The organism is Streptomyces sp. NPDC101225 (assembly GCF_044767585.1).
Classification (GTDB): Bacteria; Actinomycetota; Actinomycetes; order Streptomycetales; family Streptomycetaceae; genus Streptomyces.
Genome location: NZ_JBIWOE010000031.1, coordinates 67970 through 83402, shown reverse-complemented (window position 1 = coordinate 83402; position 15433 = coordinate 67970). Strand labels below are relative to the sequence as shown.

Below are 15433 nucleotides of genomic sequence, written 5' to 3'. Positions count from 1 at the left end.
ACTTGTGAAGACCATCCCCGGGGAAGTTCCCGGAGAGCCCCAACTCCGCTTGACCCGGGGGCCGTACAGGTCTTACGTTCTCAATGTGCGGCCCTCGGAGGCCGCCCGCATACGCGAAGCCCCCGGTTGTTCCCCCGTGATCGGGGGCTTCGTTCTGCCCGCACCCCACTTTTCCGGACGCTCCGAGGTGTGATTCGCTCACCCACGGTCACCGTCCGAAGTGCGCCCCATCTGCTCCCACCTCGTCAAACGGCCCGTGCGGCACCCTTCGGCCCGCGACACCGGCGCAGGTACGATGCCCTCGGTGCGACCTGACGGACGGCTGCGCGCACCGCAACTCCGGTCCGCGGCACGGCGGTTCGATCAAGGCGGCCGACGGACGACGGTCCGGCGGTCAACCGACGGGGGCACGGTTTGTGGGGGACGTGATGGACTTCGGCACGCAGGGCCCCGAGGCCCCGGCCGACCTCGCCTGGCTGCGGGGTGTGGACGCCTACACGATGGGCGCCTATCCGCAGGCGGAGGAGGAGTTCCGGGCCGCGGTCCGGATGGACCCGGGCATGGCCGACGGCTGGCTCGGGCTGCACGCGCTGCGCGTGGACACGACGACCGCGCTGTTACGGATGTTCCGGCACCGCGACCGGTTCGGCGAACAGCGTGCCCGCCACCGCCGCTCCCTCAACTCCTGGTACTGGCTGGGCTGGTGGGTGCAGCCCGTGCTGGAGAGCCCGCGCGATCTGCTGCTCGCACACGCCTCCCACTGGCTGGACGGCCGCCACGTCCCGGAGCTGGACCGGGCGCTGGCCGGCCTGCCGCCCGTGGACACCGACCCCCAGGTGCGCTTCCTGCACGCCTGCCGCGCCTATCTGGTCAAGGACTGGGACCAGCTGGTCCGGCACACCGACCCGCTGATCGAGGACCCGCTGCTCGGCATCGAGGCAGGCCTGTTCGGCGGCATGGCACGGGTGCGTCTGGAGACGTACGGGCAGGCCGAACCCCTGCTCGCCGCCGCCCTGATGCGCTGCCGCAGCGAGCAGCCGCAGCGCAAGGAGCTGCGCTACTGGCTGGCGCGGGCGCACGAGGGCACGGGCCGCTCGGCCGCCGCACTCCCCCTGTACCGCGCCGTGCACCGCGTCGACCCCGCCTTCATGGACACCTCGGCCCGGCTCGCGGCGATCGCCGAGGGCGACGGCTACGACGAGGTCACCGACCTCGCGGCGATCACGCTCTCCGGCGGCCAGGACGCCCTGGAGGGGCCCGACGCCCTGGACCCGCTCTTCGGCACCGACGGCCGGGACCTCAGGCTGCCCGACCCGGACCTGCCGCCCGTCGGCCCGCTCCCGTCGGCGATCGACCCGGCGGTGCGCCACAAGTCCGGCCCGTCCGGGTCCGCGCTGCCCGCGGGTCCCACCGACCCCCTGCTGCTGGAGGAGGCGCTCGCCGAGCTGGAGGGCATGGTCGGCCTGGAGCCGGTCAAGCGGCAGGTCAAGGCGCTGTCGGCGCAGTTGAACATGGCGCGGCTGCGTGCGCACCAGGGCCTGCCGGTGCAGCCGCCCAAGCGGCACTTCGTCTTCTCCGGCCCCTCCGGCACGGGCAAGACCACCGTGGCCCGCATCCTCGGCCGCGTCTTCTACGCCCTCGGCCTGCTCGGCGGTGACCACCTCGTCGAGGCCCAACGGGCCGACCTGGTGGGCGAGTACCTGGGCCAGACGGCCGTGAAGGCCAACGAGCTGATCGACTCCGCGATCGGCGGCGTGCTCTTCGTCGACGAGGCCTACTCGCTCTCCAACTCCGGCTACGGCAAGGGCGACGCGTACGGCGACGAGGCGCTGCAGGTGCTGCTGAAGCGGGCCGAGGACAACCGCGACCACCTGGTGGTCATCCTGGCGGGCTACCCGGAGGGCATGGACCGCCTCCTGGCCGCCAACCCGGGCCTGTCCTCCCGCTTCACCACCCGCGTCGACTTCCCCTCCTACCGCCCGCTCGAACTCACCTCGATCGGCGAGGTGCTGGCCGCGGAGAACGGCGACGTGTGGGACGAGGAGGCCCTCGACGAACTGCGCTCGATCGCCGGGCACGTGGTGGACCAGGGCTGGATCGACGAGCTCGGCAACGGCCGGTTCCTGCGGACGCTGTACGAGAAGAGCTGCGCCTACCGGGACCTGCGGCTGTCGACGTATCCGGGGGCGCTCTCCCGCGACGACCTGTCCACCCTGCGGCTGCCGGACCTGATGCAGGCGTACGGCGAGGTGCTGTCGGGCCGGGGGCCGCAGGACCCGTCACCCATGTGACGCAGCCCCGGCCCCCGGCCCCCGGGCTCAGCCGGTCAGCGCGCTCTCCGGTTCGCCGCTGGAGCGCGGCTCGGTCACCTTCACCGGCGGCACGTCGCGGTGCGCCGGGTCCGTGACCTCGCCGACCAGGAGCTCCAGGACGTCCTCCAGGGCGACCAGGCCCAGCACCCGGCCGGACGCGTCGGCCACCTGGGCCAGATGCGTGGCGGCCCGGCGCATGACCGTCAGGGCGTCGTCCAGCGGGAGCTCGGAGCGGAGGGTCGTCATGGGCCGCCACAGCTGCTGGGGCACCGCCCGGTCGGAGTCCTCCAGGTCCAGTACGTCCTTCACGTGCAGATAGCCCATGAAGGCGCCGTTCTCCGCCGCGACCGGGAAACGGGAGTAGCCGGTGCGCGCGGTGAGCTCGACGATCCGGCCCGGCGTCACCGACGGCGGGACCGTCACCAGGGACTCCCGCCCCAGGAGCACGTCCGTCACCGGGCGCGAGCCCAGCTCCAGCGCGTCCTCCAGGCGTTCCTGCTCCTCGGGGTCGAGCAGCCCCGCCTGGCCGGAGTCCTCCACCAGGCGGTTGAGCTGCTCGCTGGTGAAGACGGCCTCGATCTCGTCCTTCGGCTCCACCCGGAACAGCCGCAGGACGCCCTTCGCGCAGGCGCCGAGGAAGACCGTGATCGGCCTGCACAGGCGGGCGAAGGCGACCAGCCCGGGGCTGAGCCACAGCGCGGCCTTCTCCGGCGCCGCCATCGCCAGGTTCTTCGGGACCATCTCGCCGATGACGAGGTGGAAGAAGACCACGGCGGCGAGCGCGATGACATAACCCAGCGGGTGGATCACCCCGTCCGGCAGATGGACCCACTGGAAGACCGGCTCCAGCAGGTGTGCGACGGTCGGCTCGGCCACCGCGCCGAGCGTCAGCGAGCAGACGGTGATGCCGAACTGGGCCGCGGCCATCATCTGCGGCAGCCGCTCCAGGCCGTAGAGGACCTGACGGGCCCGGGCCGTGCCGAGCGGTTCGATCTGGCTGCGGCGCACGGACACGAGCGCGAACTCGGCGGCGACGAAGAAGCCGTTGGCGAGCACGAGCAGCCCGGCGAACAGGAGTTGCAGCACGCTCATCGGGCCACCTCCACGACCGGACCGGTCCTGACCAGCCGGACCCGCTCGGCGCGGTAGTGCCCCACGCGGCGCACGGTCATCCGCCAGCCCGGCAGCTCGGCCTTGTCGCCGACGGCCGGGATCCGCCCCAGCCGGTCGGCGATCAGGCCGGCGACGGTCTCGTACGGCCCCTCGGGCACGTCGAGGCCTATGCGCTGGAGGACGTCGACGCGGCAGCTGCCGTCGGCGTCCCAGGCGGGCCTGCCCTCCTCCGGCGCAGCGGCGGCGAGTTCGGGCAGGTCCTGCCCGTCGTGCTCGTCGCGGACCTCGCCGACGATCTCCTCGACGATGTCCTCCAGTGTCACGACGCCCGCCGTGCCGCCGTACTCGTCGACGACGACCGCGATGGGCTGCTCGCTGCGCAGCTGCGCCAGCAGCGGCTGCACGGGCAGCGTCTCGGGGACCAGCAGGGCCGGACGGGCGATACGGCCGACGGGCGTGCGCAGCCGGTCGGGCGCCGGGACGGCCAGGGCGTCCTTGAGGTGGACCATGCCCACGACCTCGTCGATCCGCTCCCGGTAGACCGGGAAGCGGGACAGGCCGGTGGCGCGGGTGAGGTTGACCACGTCCTCGGCGGTCGCCGACGACTGCAGCGCGCTGACCTTCACCCGCGGCGTCATGACGTGCTGCGCGGCCAGCTCACCGAGCGACAGCGTCCGTACGAAGAGGTCGGCCGTGTCCTGCTCCAGGGCACCGGCCTGTGCGGAGTGCCGGGCCAGGGAGACGAGCTCGCCGGGGGTGCGGGCGGAGGCCAGTTCCTCGGTGGGTTCCACGCCCAGGGCGCGCACCAGCCGGTTGGCGACCGTGTTCAGCGCGGCGATGACCGGGCGGAACAGGCGGGCGAAGACGTGCTGCGGGCCGGCGACGAAGCGCGCGACCTGCATCGGCCTGGACACCGCCCAGTTCTTGGGCACGAGTTCACCGATCACCATCTGCACGGCGGAGGCCAGCAGCATGCCGACGATCACCGCGACGCCGGGGACGGCGCCCTGCGGGATGCCGATGGCGCCGAACGGGCCGTGCAGCAGCCGCGCCAGGGCCGGTTCGGCGAGCATGCCGACGACCAGGGAGGTGATGGTGATGCCGAGCTGGGTGCCGGAGAGCTGGAAGGACAGCTCCCGGAGCGACTCGGCGACCCGGTGGGCCCGCTTGTCGCCCTCGGCGGCGGCCTTCTCGGCGTCCGTCGCCTCGACCGTGACCAGGCCGAATTCCGCGGCCACGAAGAAGCCGTTGGCGAGGATCAGCACGAATGCCGCGGCGAGAAGAAGCAGGGAGGTGGTCATGATGCCGCCGCCTCGTGATGTCGTGAGGGGGCGGCGCAGGTACTGCCGGACGAACCGTCCATCGCTGGAGGGAGTCACTCCTCGGGTAGCAGGGGACCGCCGAGGGCCGGTGCGGACCGGCCGGAATCATCGGCGGCGGAGGCGCAACGACAACGCCTCCGACAACAGATTAATCAAGACAGGGGGCAGTGCGGCAGGGTGGACGTCCCCGAGTCGTCCCGGAAAGCGCTCCCGGTCAGCCCTGACGCTGTTCGGGATCGCGGATGGACCGGGATTCGGCGAGCGCGCGCAGCGTGCGCGCGTCGGCGATGGCGCGCTGCCTGGCGATGCCCGGCTGGATGCCGAGCGCGGGCAGGCTGGTGCCGTCGCTGAGGTTGAGGAACACCCAGGGATCGCCGGGCCGCAGGTTGACCTGCAGGATCTCGGCCCACTCCAGGTGCCGCCGGCCCGCGATGTTGACGACGGTGACGCCGGACTCGTCGGCGACGACCTTCACCCGGGCCAGCAGCGCGAGCACGCCGAACAGGAGCGCGCCCGTGACGACGAAGCTCAGCCGCTCGCCGGGGCTGAGCTGCTCCAGCAGCAGTGCGACCACCGTGATGACGGCGAAGATCGCGGCACCGGAGGTGAGCAGCACGGCACGGGTGCGGCCCGGCCGGAACGTGACGGGGAGCTCGGGCAGGTCGGACATCTCTCTGCGCCCCTCAGAGACGGCAGGCGTGGATGGCCGTGGTCAGGATGGCCCGCGCACCGATCGCGTACAGGTCGTCCATGATGCGCTGGGCGTCCCGGGTGGGGACCATGGCGCGGACGGCGACCCAGCCCTCGTTGTGCAGCGGGGAGATGGTCGGGGACTCCAGACCCGGGGTCAGGGCCACGGCCTTCTCCAGCTGCTCGACACGGCAGTCGTAGTCCATCATCACGTACGTCCGGGCCACCAGGACACCCTGGAGGCGGCGCAGGAACTGCTGGACCTTCGGCTCCGCGGACTCCTCGGCGCCCGCGCCGGTCCGGCGGACGACGACGGCCTCGGACTTCATGATCGGCTCGCCGAAGACCTCCAGACCCGCGTTGCGCAGCGATGTGCCGGTCTCCACGACGTCGGCGATGACCTCGGCGACACCGAGCTCGATGGCCGTCTCCACCGCGCCGTCGAGGTGCACGACGGAGGCGTCGACGCCGTGCTCGGCGAGGTGGCCCTCGACGATGCCCTCGTAGGAGGTGGCGACGGTGCGGCCCTTGAGGTCCGCCAGTCCGTTCGCCGTGCCCGCCTTGGCCGCGAAGCGGAAGGTCGAGCGGGCGAAGCCGAGCGGCAGGATCTCCTCGGCGTCGGCGCCGGAGTCGATCAGCAGGTCGCGGCCGGTGATGCCGATGTCGAGCCTGCCGGAGGAGACGTAGATCGCGATGTCCCGGGGGCGGAGGTAGAAGAACTCGACCTCGTTGGCCGGGTCGACGATCCGCAGCTCCTTGGACTCCCGGCGCTGCCGGTAGCCGGCCTCATGCAGCATCTCCGCCGCAGGGCCGGACAGGGAACCCTTGTTGGGGACGGCGATGCGCAGCATGAGGTCGGCTTCCTTTGCGTGATGGGGTGGGTGTCCGAACCGGGATGAACCGGGGCGAAACGGGACGGCTCACAGGTGGGCGTAGACGTCGTCCAGGGAGATTCCCCGGGCGACCATCATCACCTGGACGTGGTACAGCAGCTGCGAGATCTCCTCGGCGGCCGCCTCCTTGCCCTCGTACTCGGCGGCCATCCAGACCTCGGCGGCCTCTTCGACGACCTTCTTGCCGATGGCATGGACGCCCTTGCCGACCAGTTCGGCGGTGCGGGAGGAGGCGGGGTCGCCGTGTGCGGCCTTGTGCTGGAGCTCGGTGTAGAGCTCCTCGAACGTCTTCTTGGACATGATGACGCTCAGCCTATGCCACACGGGCTCCGCGTCAGCGCCACGGTTCGGATACTGAGCGGAGGGTGGCCGCGGTCGCCACCGCCGCCGTCACCGCCTCGTGCCCCTTGTCCTCGTTGGAACCGGCCAGTCCGGCACGGTCCAGGGCCTGTTCCTCGGTGTCGCAGGTGAGGACGCCGAAGCCGACCGGGACGCCGGTGTCGACGGAGACCTGGGTCAGGCCCTGGGTCACGCCCTGGCACACGAAGTCGAAGTGGGGCGTGCCGCCGCGGATGACGACGCCCAGGGCGACGATCGCGTCGTAGCCGCGGCCCGCGAGGGCCTTGGCGACCACCGGGAGCTCCCAGCTGCCGGGGACCCGCAGCAGGGTCGGCTCGTCGATCCCCAGGTCGTGCAGGGCGCGCAGGGCGCCGTCCACCAGGCCGTCCATCACCTTTTCGTGCCACTGCGCCGCGACGACGGCGACCCGCAGGTCCCCGACGTTCCGTACCGACAGCTCCGGTGCGCCCTTGCCGCTCACGTCCCGTGTCTCCTCTGTGCCTTCTCAGGTGCTTCTACTGGTGCTTCTACTGGTTGCTGCAGGTGGACACGGGGGCCGTGTCCAGCCAGGGCAGGTCGTGCCCCATCCGGTCCCGCTTGGTGCGCAGGTAGCGGAGGTTGTGCTCGCCCGCCTGTACGGGCATCGGCTCCCGGCCGGTGACCTTGAGCCCGTGCGCGACGAGCGCGTCGGTCTTGTCGGGGTTGTTGGTCATCAGGCGCACGCTGTGCACGCCGAGGTCCTCCAGGATCTGGGCGCCCGCGCCGTAGTCCCGGGCGTCGGCGGGCAGCCCGAGCTCGAGGTTGGCGTCGAGCGTGTCGCGGCCGCGCTCCTGCAGCTCGTACGCGCGCAGTTTGGACAGCAGCCCGATGCCGCGCCCCTCGTGCCCGCGCAGATAGACCACCACTCCCCTGCCCTCGGTCTGGATGCGCTGCAGGGAGGCTTCCAGCTGGGGGCCGCAGTCGCAGCGCAGGGAGGCGAAGATGTCGCCGGTCAGGCACTCGGAGTGGACCCGGACCAGGACGTCCTCGCCGTCGCCGATCTCGCCGTGGACGAGCGCGACGTGCTCCACGCCGTCCACCGTGGAGCGGTAGCCGTAGGCCGTGAACGCACCGTGCTTGGTCGGCAGTTGGGTCTCGGCCTCACGACGGACGGTGGGCTCGGCGGTGCGGCGGTAGGTGATCAGGTCCTCGATGGAGATGATCGTCAGGCCGTGCTTGCGGGCGAACGGGATCAGTTCGGGCAGGCGCAGCATGCGGCCGTCCTCGCCGGCGATCTCGACGATCGCGCCGGCCGGGCGCAGGCCCGCGAGCCGGGCGAGGTCGACGGCGGCCTCGGTGTGGCCGTCGCGGGTCAGGACGCCGCCGGCCCGGGCGCGCAGCGGGAAGATGTGGCCCGGGCGCACGAGGTCGGACGGCTCGGCGTCACCGCTCGCCAGCAGCTGGAGCGTGGTGGCGCGGTCGGCGGCCGAGATGCCGGTGGTGACGCCGTGCGCCGCGGAGGCGTCGACGGAGACCGTGAAGGCGGTCTTCATCGACTCGGTGTTGTCCTCGACCATCTGCGGCAGCCGGAGCCGGTCCAGCTCCTCGCCCTCCATGGGGGCGCAGATCAGGCCGCGGCACTCGCTCATCATGAAGGCGACGATCTCGGGGGTGACCTTCTCGGCGGCGACGACGAGGTCGCCCTCGTTCTCGCGGTCCTCGTCGTCGACCACCACGACGGGGCGGCCGGCCGCGATGTCGGCGATGGCCTGCTCGATGGGGTCGAGGGACCAGTCCTCGATGCCGTCGGTGCTGTAGAGAATGGGTGCCGAGGTCATGCCGGCGCTCCTTCCAGGACGGGCTGCGGCGCCCTGCGGGAGCGCAGCCACCAGTCGCGCATGCCCCACAGGACGAGTGCGCCGTAGATGACGTAGACGAAGCCGGAGAAGGCGTAGCCGTTGGCGAAGTTGAGGGGGACGCCGACGACGTCCACCAGGAGCCACGCGATCCAGAACTCGACCATGCCGCGCGCCTGCGCGTACATGGCGACGACGGTGCCGACGAAGATGTAGGCGTCGGGCCAGGGGTCCCAGGACAGGGAGGGGTAGGCCTTGAAGAGCAGGGCGACCACGACCGTGCCCGCCGCGGCGGCGGCGGTCATCGCGCCGCGCTCGCGCCAGGTGGCGAACCGCGGGGTGATGTGGCCGTCGCCGCCGTCCTCGGTCCGGCCCTGGTCGCGGTTCCACCGCCACCAGCCGTACAGGGCCACGACCATGACGACGGTCTGCTTGCCCGCGCTGCCGGCGAGGTGGCCGTAGAAGGCGACGAAGAGGACCAGGCCGGAGAGGAACTGCACCGGCCAGGTCAGCAGGGAGCGGCGCCAGCCGAGGGCGAGGGTGATCAGCCCGAGGACGTTGCCGATCATGTCCGACCAGATGATGCGCTGGCCGAGGAGCGTGAACGCCTCGGAGTTCAGCCAGTTCACCGGGTCGCCCCCTGACCGCTGGCGAGCAGGCGCTCGACGTACTTGGCGACGACGTCCACCTCGAGGTTGACCGGGTCGCCGGGCTGCTTGTGGCCGAGCGTGGTCAGGGCGAGGGTGGTCGGGATGAGGCTGACCGTGAAGTGGTCGGGGCCGGCGTCCACCACGGTGAGGCTGATGCCGTCGACCGTGATCGAGCCCTTCTCCACCACGTAGCGGGTCAGATCCGCGGGGAGGGAGACCTTCACGATCTCCCAGTGCTCCGAGGGCTTGCGCTCCAGGATCTCGCCCGTGCCGTCGACGTGGCCCTGGACGATGTGGCCGCCGAGGCGGGCGCCCACGGCCATGGGGCGTTCGAGGTTGACGCGGGAGCCGACGGCGAGTGCGCCGAGGCTGGAGCGGTCGAGGGTCTCCGCCATGACGTCGGCGGTGAATTCGTCGCCCTCGTGGTCGACGACGGTGAGACAGACCCCGTTCACGGCGATGGAGTCGCCGTGCTTCGCGCCGTCGGTGACGACGGGTCCACGCAGCCGGAAGCGGGAGGCGTCGCCGAGATTCTCGACGGCCGTGACCTCGCCCAGCTCTTCGACGATTCCGGTGAACACTTCCCGGGTCCTCCCTCTTCGGGCACGGACTCCGGGGCCTGTCGATGACGACAGAATGAACGAGCGAGGACACCGGGGGCGACGCCGGACGCTCTCGTCCCTCGGGACGAAGCCGATACGGCGGCGCGCACGAATGCCCGCCCGCCGCGCACTGCCTCCCATCCGGACTTTAACCGTCGGTCCAGGAATTTCACCTGGTCAACCGGCCGCTGGAAGCGGTCGGGTCGCGGACTGTAACCGCCGGTTCGGAATTTCACCGACCCCGGAGTGCGCTGCTTCTGGTACGAAACCAGTGTGCCACGCCTGATCGAGGTCCATACGGGCGATCGGTGTGCGTTGGCTCACAGGACGTGACGGTGGACTTCTCAACCGCCCCGATCTGCTGGACCCTTTGGTCTAGTCCTTTTGGCTCCACGATCCGGTCCGGCGGTGGTGACGACGGCCCTTGCCCACCGCCGGGCCTTCAACTCCCGGGCCGGGCCGCTCTGGCAGGGTGGTGCCCATGAGCAGCGCGATCGCCGACGAGTTCGAGACGCACCGCCCCCGGCTGTTCGGCCTCGCCTACCGCATGCTCGGCTCGGCCGACGAGGCGGAGGACATGGTCCAGGACGCCTATCTGCGCTTCAGCGCGGCCGATCGCGCGGCCATCGAGCATCCGGCGGCCTGGCTCGCCAAGGTCGTCAGCAACCTCTGCCTCAACCGGCTGACCTCGGCCCGGGCCCGGCGCGAGAGCTACGTCGGCGTCTGGCTGCCGGAGCCCGTGGTCACCTCCGACGGCACGCTCGGCCCGCTGGAGTCGGCCGAGCAGCGTGAGGCGGTGTCGCTCGCACTGCTGGTCCTGCTGGAGCGGCTCGGCCCCACCGAACGCGCGGTGTACGTGCTGCGGGAGGCCTTCGGGTACGGGCACCGCGAGATCGCCGGCGCCCTCGACCTGACCGAGGCCAACTCCCGCCAGCTGTACCGGCGGGCGGTGCGGCGGGTGAACGAGGAGCGCCCCCGTTTCGAGCCGGCGCCCGAGCAGCAGGAGGAACTCGTCACCTCCTTCATCACCGCGGCCCGCGACGGTGACCTGGCCGGTCTGGAGAAGCTGCTGACGGCGGACGTGACGTTCTCCAGCGACGGCGGCGGCAAGGTCCGCGCGGCGCTGCGCGCGGTCGGGGGCCCCGACAAGGTGGCGCGGCTCGTGGCGGGGGTCGTCGAGCGGTTCACGGCGGGGCTCGCCTTCACGCGGCCCGAGGTCAACGGCGCGCAGGGACTGGCGATCTGGGACGGAGGCGCCCTGTTCGGCCTGATCGCGTTCGAGGTGCGGGACGGTCTGATCTCCCATGTCCGGGCCGTGCTGAACCCTGACAAGCTGGACTTCGCGCAACGCCAGCTCACGGGCGCGTAGCGCCCCCGTCGCCGCCGCCCGCGCGGACCTGTCACACCGCGGACCCGCTGTCCGGTCTGAGCTGTCGAAGGGCGTGCCACCCGGGCGCGCCCGGCGTCGAAGGAGCTGAACAGCATGACCACGATCCTGGTGACCGGCGGCACCGGAACCCTCGGCCGGCTCGTCACCGAGCGGTTGCGGGCGGACGGCCACGAGGTCAGGGTGCTCAGCCGCCACAGCCGGCCCCACGCCGTCGATCTGCGCCGGGGCGGCGCCGCCCTGGACGCGGCGCTGGCGGGCGTCGGCACGGTCGTGCACTGCGCGACCACGCAGACCGGCGGGGACGAGAAGGCCGCCCGGCACCTGGTCGAGGCGGCGCGGCGGGCCGGTGTGGAGCACCTGGTCTACATCTCGATCGTCGGCGTGGACCGGGTGCCGCTCCGGTACTACCGGACCAAGCTCGCGGTCGAGAGGATGATCGAGGAGTCGGGGCTCGGCTGGACGGTGCTGCGCGCGACACAGTTCCACGACCTGCCCGTGATGATGTTCCGGGCGCTGGCCAAGCTGCCGGTCCTGCTGCTGCCGGCCGGGGTGCGGGACCAGCCCGTCGAGGTGGCCGAAGTGGCCGAGCGGCTGGCCGAGTTGGCGGCGCGGCCACCCGCCGGGCACGTCCAGGACATGGGCGGGCCCGAGATCCGCACCGTCGAGTCGCTGGCCCGCGCCTGGCTGAGGGCGACGGGGCGCCGGCGGCCGGTGCTCGGCGTGCCGCTGCCGGGCAGAACGTACCGGGCGTTTCGCGACGGCGGTCATCTGGCGCCGGAACAGGCCACGGGGAAGGGCACGTTCGAGGACTACCTGAAGCGATCCTGAACGGCGGACGGGGACGTCGGGGAGACCGGACGGACCGGGGCCCGGGAAACCGGACGACCGGGGAGACCCGAAAGCCTGGACGACCGGGCAGACCGGGCAGACCGGGCAGCCTGGTGGACCGGGTAGACCCGGAAGCCTGGTGGACCGGGGAGACCTGAAAGCCCGGGCGACCGAACAGACCCGGGGGGACCGGGAAGCTTGGGCGGACCAGGCGGGTCGGGTGGACCGGGCGGGTCGGGGCCCAGGCGACCGATCAGACCCGGCAGCCCGGCCGGCCGAACGGACCGGGAAGCCCGGGAGACCAGGGCGGACCGGGGGACCGGGAAGCCGGGGAGACGGGGCGGACCGGGGCTCGGCAGACCGGGCAGACCCAGAAGCCCGGCGGATCGGGCAGACCCGGAAGCCTGAGCGACCGAACAGACCCGGGGGGGACCGGGAAGCCCGGGCGGACCGGCCGTACCGGGCGGACCAGGCGGACCGGGGAGACCAGATGGCCCGCCGGGTTCAGGGAGCCCGGGGAGCGCGGTGTCCGGTCGGGATCTGGCGCTCCGGAGGCGCGAACAGCTCCTCCTGGGCGCGGTCCCGGGCGGTGAGCAGGGCCCCGCGCAGGACGGCGCCGCCACCGAGCGTGCTCGGGCGGACCTCGGTGCCCAGCGGGGTCATCCGGCGCACGCGCTCCGCCACCCGCCGGGCCAGTTCCTCGCCGCCGGCCTGTCCGACCTCGCCCCCGAGCACGACGCATCCGGGGTCGAGGACCGCCACGACGGAGGCGACCCCCACGGCGAGCCGGTCGGCGAGGGCGTCGAGGAAGCGCCCTGCGTCCCCGCCCCGCGCCGCGGCCGAACCCGCGTCGCAAGCAGCATCCGCCTCCGCATGCCAAGCCCCTCCCGAAGCCGCAGCCGCATGCCAAGCCCCTCCCGAAGCCTCAACCGCATCCGCATCCACGTCCGCCTGCGAAGCCCCTGCCCAAGCCGAAGCCGAAGCCGCATCGCGAGCCCCTCCCGAAGCCGAAGCCTCCACCGCATCGCAAGCCCTTCCCGAAGCCGAAGCCGAAGCCGAAGCCGCGGCCGCAGCCGTTCCCGGGGCTCCGTCCGGCGCCGTGTCCGTGCGCGGTGCCGACGCGGCGCGGGCCGCCTCGCGCACCACCCCGGCGGCGGCCGGCCGCTCGGCCGTGTCCGCGGCGGTCAGTCCGTGCTCCCCCGCCAGCCCCACGATCGCGGCCGACCCGGCCAGGGAGTGGAAGCCGCCGTCGCAGTCGGTCGCCGAGGGCAGCCCGGCCGTCCCCGGCACCGGCAGGAAGCCGATCTCGCCCGTGCCGCCGGAGGCCCCGCGGCGCAGGGCTCCGTCCAGCACCACGGCGGCGCCCGTGCCATGGCTCAGCCACAGCAGGACGAACGTGTCCCGGTCGCGGGCCGCACCGTCGCGCTGCTCGGCCAGCGCCGCGAGGTTCGCCTCGTTGTCGACGCTGACGCGGGCCTCGGGGAACCGCTCCTGGAGCGCGGCGACCAGGCGCCGGTGCCATTCGGGCAGGCCGGAGGAGTCGCGCAGCTCGCCGGTGGCCGGGTCGATCAGGCCGGGGGCGCCGATGCCGACGGTGTGCAGCCGCCCCCACGCCCGGGCCGCCTCCTCCGGGGGCGCTCCCGCCACTCCGGCCTCCTTCGCCGCCCGCTCGACCAGGGCGACCGCCTGCTCCACCTCGGGCCCGGTCCCCGTCCCGCCGGCGATCGGCACGGACGCCTCGGCGAGCATCCGGCCCACCAGATCGGTCACGACCACCGAGACACCCTCGGTGCGCACGTCCACGGCGGCGAGGTGCGCGCGGTCGGCCACGATCCCGTAGAGCCGGGCGTTCGGGCCGCGCCGCTGCTCGCCCGCCTCCCCGACGACGGTGATCAGCCCGGACGCGGTGAGGCGGTCCACGAGGTCGGCGACGGTCGGCCGGGACAGCCCGGTCAGCCGCTTCAGCTGCCCCGCCGTGAGCGGGCCCTCCTCCTGGAGCAGACGCAGGGCGAGCCGGTCGTTGATGGCCCGGGCGGTGCTCGGAGAGGCAGGCATGCCGGGATCCTTCCAGATCGGCGGGACCGCACCGCACCACGTCCGGCCGCCCGCACGGCCATTGAAAGCCCTATCTATCAGGCAGGGTTCCTGATAGTTTACCCGGCGCAGGTGCGGAACCTGGGGAACTCGGCGGGACCGGGAGGGGTCGGAGAATGAGTGACGTGGTCTACGACCTGCGCGAGGTGCGGCGGGCCCGGTATGCCGTGGCCGCCGTGTTCGCCGTGCACGGAGCCGTCACGGGCTCCTTCGCGACCCGCGTGCCCTGGGTCCAGGACCACGCCTCGCTGAGCGCGGGCCAGCTCGGCTTCGCCCTCGCCTTCACGGCGTTCGGCGCCTCCTGCGCCATGCCGCTGGCGGGCAGGATCAGCCACCGCTTCGGCAGCCGTACGGCGCTGCGCGGTCTGCTCTCGCTCTGGACGCTGTCCCTGATCCTGCCGTCCCTGGCGCCGAACCTGCTCACCCTGTGCCTGTCGATGTTCCTCTACGGCGCGAGCGCGGGCATGGCCGACGTCGCCATGAACGCGCTCGGCGTCGAGGTCGAGCGGATGCTCGGCAGGTCGATCATGTCCGGGCTGCACGGCATGTGGAGCGCGGGCGCCCTGGTCGGGTCGGCGGCCGGCACGCTCGCCGCGCACCTCGGCGTGGACGCCCGTGCGCACTTCGCGCTGGCCGCGGTGACGCTGACGCTGCTGGGGGTGGTGGCCTGCCGCTGGGTGCTCGACCTGCAGCCGGCCGAGGACGAGGAGCCGCCGCCGCGGTTCGCGCTGCCGCCCAGGTCCGCGCTGCTGATCGGCGCCGTCGGCTTCTGCGCGGTGTTCGCCGAGGGGGCGAGCCTGGACTGGTCCGCGGTCTATCTGCGCGACCGGCTGGAGACCTCGGCGGGTCTCGCGGCCGCGTGCACCACCGGGTTCATGCTCACCATGGCGGTGGCCCGGCTGGTGGGCGACGCGGTGGTCAACCGCTTCGGCGCGGTCCGCACGGTCCGGGCGGGCGGTGCCCTGGCCGTCGCCGGCGGGCTGCTGATCGTCGTCGCCGGTCATCCGGCGCTCGCGATGGCCGGGTTCGCCCTGATGGGCCTCGGCATCGCCGTCGTCGTACCGCTCTGCTTCGCGGCGGCCGGGCACAGCGGCCCGAACCCGAGCCAGGCCATCGCGGGCGTCGCGACCATCACCTACACGTCGGGCCTGATCGCCCCGGGCCTGATCGGCGGCGTGGCCCAGGCCACCAGCCTGACGGTGTCCTTCGTCCTGGTCACCGTCCTCGCCTGCGGGCTCGCGGCCTTCGCGGGCGTGCTGCGCTCGGGCGATCGCAACCGCACGCGGATCGGCCGGCCGAAGGCCGCGGTGCCCGACCCGCGCCCCTGACACCGCCGCACGGATGCCCGGGGAGAGGGACTCCGGC

General features: G+C 72.8%; 14 protein-coding genes and 1 riboswitch. Of the genes, 4 read left to right on the top strand and 10 right to left on the bottom strand.

Annotated elements, in window-relative coordinates:
* The first annotated feature begins 428 nt into the window (after positions 1-428).
* The gene (locus tag ACIRPX_RS33160) at positions 429-2291 is read left to right on the top strand and encodes an AAA family ATPase (RefSeq protein ID WP_404202184.1); all 1863 of its coding nucleotides are present in this window, start codon (positions 429-431) and stop codon (positions 2289-2291) included.
* 27 nt (positions 2292-2318) lie between these two features.
* Here the strand turns inward: ACIRPX_RS33160 and ACIRPX_RS33155 are convergent, their stop codons facing one another.
* The 9 genes from ACIRPX_RS33155 to ACIRPX_RS33115 all read right to left on the bottom strand — a co-directional run bounded on the left by ACIRPX_RS33155 (position 2319) and on the right by ACIRPX_RS33115 (position 9735).
* Positions 2319-3404 carry a hemolysin family protein gene (locus ACIRPX_RS33155; protein WP_404202182.1) on the bottom strand — a complete coding sequence of 362 codons (1086 nt, stop codon included), beginning with the start codon at positions 3402-3404 and terminating at the stop codon, positions 2319-2321.
* The gene (locus ACIRPX_RS33150; protein ID WP_404202180.1) at positions 3401-4726 is read right to left on the bottom strand and encodes a hemolysin family protein; all 1326 of its coding nucleotides are present in this window, start codon (positions 4724-4726) and stop codon (positions 3401-3403) included. Before ACIRPX_RS33150 ends, ACIRPX_RS33155 begins: the two co-directional genes overlap by 4 nt.
* A gap of 235 nt (positions 4727-4961) precedes the next feature.
* Complete coding sequence (locus ACIRPX_RS33145) at positions 4962-5417, bottom strand: PH domain-containing protein (RefSeq protein ID WP_404202178.1); 456 nt, start codon at positions 5415-5417, stop codon at positions 4962-4964.
* A 13-nt stretch (positions 5418-5430) separates the two neighbouring features.
* The gene (gene hisG / locus ACIRPX_RS33140) at positions 5431-6288 is read right to left on the bottom strand and encodes an ATP phosphoribosyltransferase (protein WP_404202176.1); all 858 of its coding nucleotides are present in this window, start codon (positions 6286-6288) and stop codon (positions 5431-5433) included.
* Between the two features lie 69 nt (positions 6289-6357).
* Positions 6358-6630: a phosphoribosyl-ATP diphosphatase gene (locus ACIRPX_RS33135; protein WP_404202174.1), complete on the bottom strand. Its 273-nt coding sequence runs from the start codon at positions 6628-6630 to the stop codon at positions 6358-6360.
* A 34-nt stretch (positions 6631-6664) separates the two neighbouring features.
* The gene (gene ribH, locus ACIRPX_RS33130; RefSeq protein WP_404202172.1) at positions 6665-7150 is read right to left on the bottom strand and encodes a 6,7-dimethyl-8-ribityllumazine synthase; all 486 of its coding nucleotides are present in this window, start codon (positions 7148-7150) and stop codon (positions 6665-6667) included.
* Positions 7151-7196: 46 nt separating this feature from the next.
* Positions 7197-8486, bottom strand: coding sequence for a bifunctional 3,4-dihydroxy-2-butanone-4-phosphate synthase/GTP cyclohydrolase II (locus ACIRPX_RS33125; protein ID WP_404202170.1), 1290 nt, complete (start codon positions 8484-8486; stop codon positions 7197-7199).
* The gene (pnuC, locus tag ACIRPX_RS33120) at positions 8483-9133 is read right to left on the bottom strand and encodes a nicotinamide riboside transporter PnuC (protein ID WP_404202168.1); all 651 of its coding nucleotides are present in this window, start codon (positions 9131-9133) and stop codon (positions 8483-8485) included. The genes ACIRPX_RS33125 and pnuC overlap by 4 nt, the downstream gene beginning before the upstream one ends.
* Positions 9130-9735 carry a riboflavin synthase gene (locus ACIRPX_RS33115; protein ID WP_404202166.1) on the bottom strand — a complete coding sequence of 202 codons (606 nt, stop codon included), beginning with the start codon at positions 9733-9735 and terminating at the stop codon, positions 9130-9132. Before ACIRPX_RS33115 ends, pnuC begins: the two co-directional genes overlap by 4 nt.
* Before the next feature lie 144 nt (positions 9736-9879).
* Positions 9880-10010: riboswitch (FMN riboswitch) on the bottom strand.
* A 227-nt stretch (positions 10011-10237) separates the two neighbouring features.
* On the opposite strand from ACIRPX_RS33115, the gene ACIRPX_RS33110 reads away from it, so the two are divergent.
* Both ACIRPX_RS33110 and ACIRPX_RS33105 read left to right on the top strand, forming a co-directional pair.
* Positions 10238-11125 carry an RNA polymerase sigma-70 factor gene (locus ACIRPX_RS33110; RefSeq protein ID WP_404202164.1) on the top strand — a complete coding sequence of 296 codons (888 nt, stop codon included), beginning with the start codon at positions 10238-10240 and terminating at the stop codon, positions 11123-11125.
* Between the two features lie 114 nt (positions 11126-11239).
* Positions 11240-11974: an SDR family oxidoreductase gene (locus ACIRPX_RS33105; RefSeq protein ID WP_404202163.1), complete on the top strand. Its 735-nt coding sequence runs from the start codon at positions 11240-11242 to the stop codon at positions 11972-11974.
* 504 nt (positions 11975-12478) lie between these two features.
* Here the strand turns inward: ACIRPX_RS33105 and ACIRPX_RS33100 are convergent.
* The gene (locus tag ACIRPX_RS33100; RefSeq protein WP_404202161.1) at positions 12479-14029 is read right to left on the bottom strand and encodes an ROK family transcriptional regulator; all 1551 of its coding nucleotides are present in this window, start codon (positions 14027-14029) and stop codon (positions 12479-12481) included.
* A 155-nt stretch (positions 14030-14184) separates the two neighbouring features.
* Here ACIRPX_RS33100 and ACIRPX_RS33095 point away from each other — a divergent pair, with 155 nt between their 5' ends.
* Positions 14185-15396 (top strand): MFS transporter, encoded by a 1212-nt coding sequence (locus ACIRPX_RS33095; protein WP_404202159.1) that lies wholly within the window; start codon positions 14185-14187, stop codon positions 15394-15396.
* Positions 15397-15433: the final 37 nt, after the last annotated feature.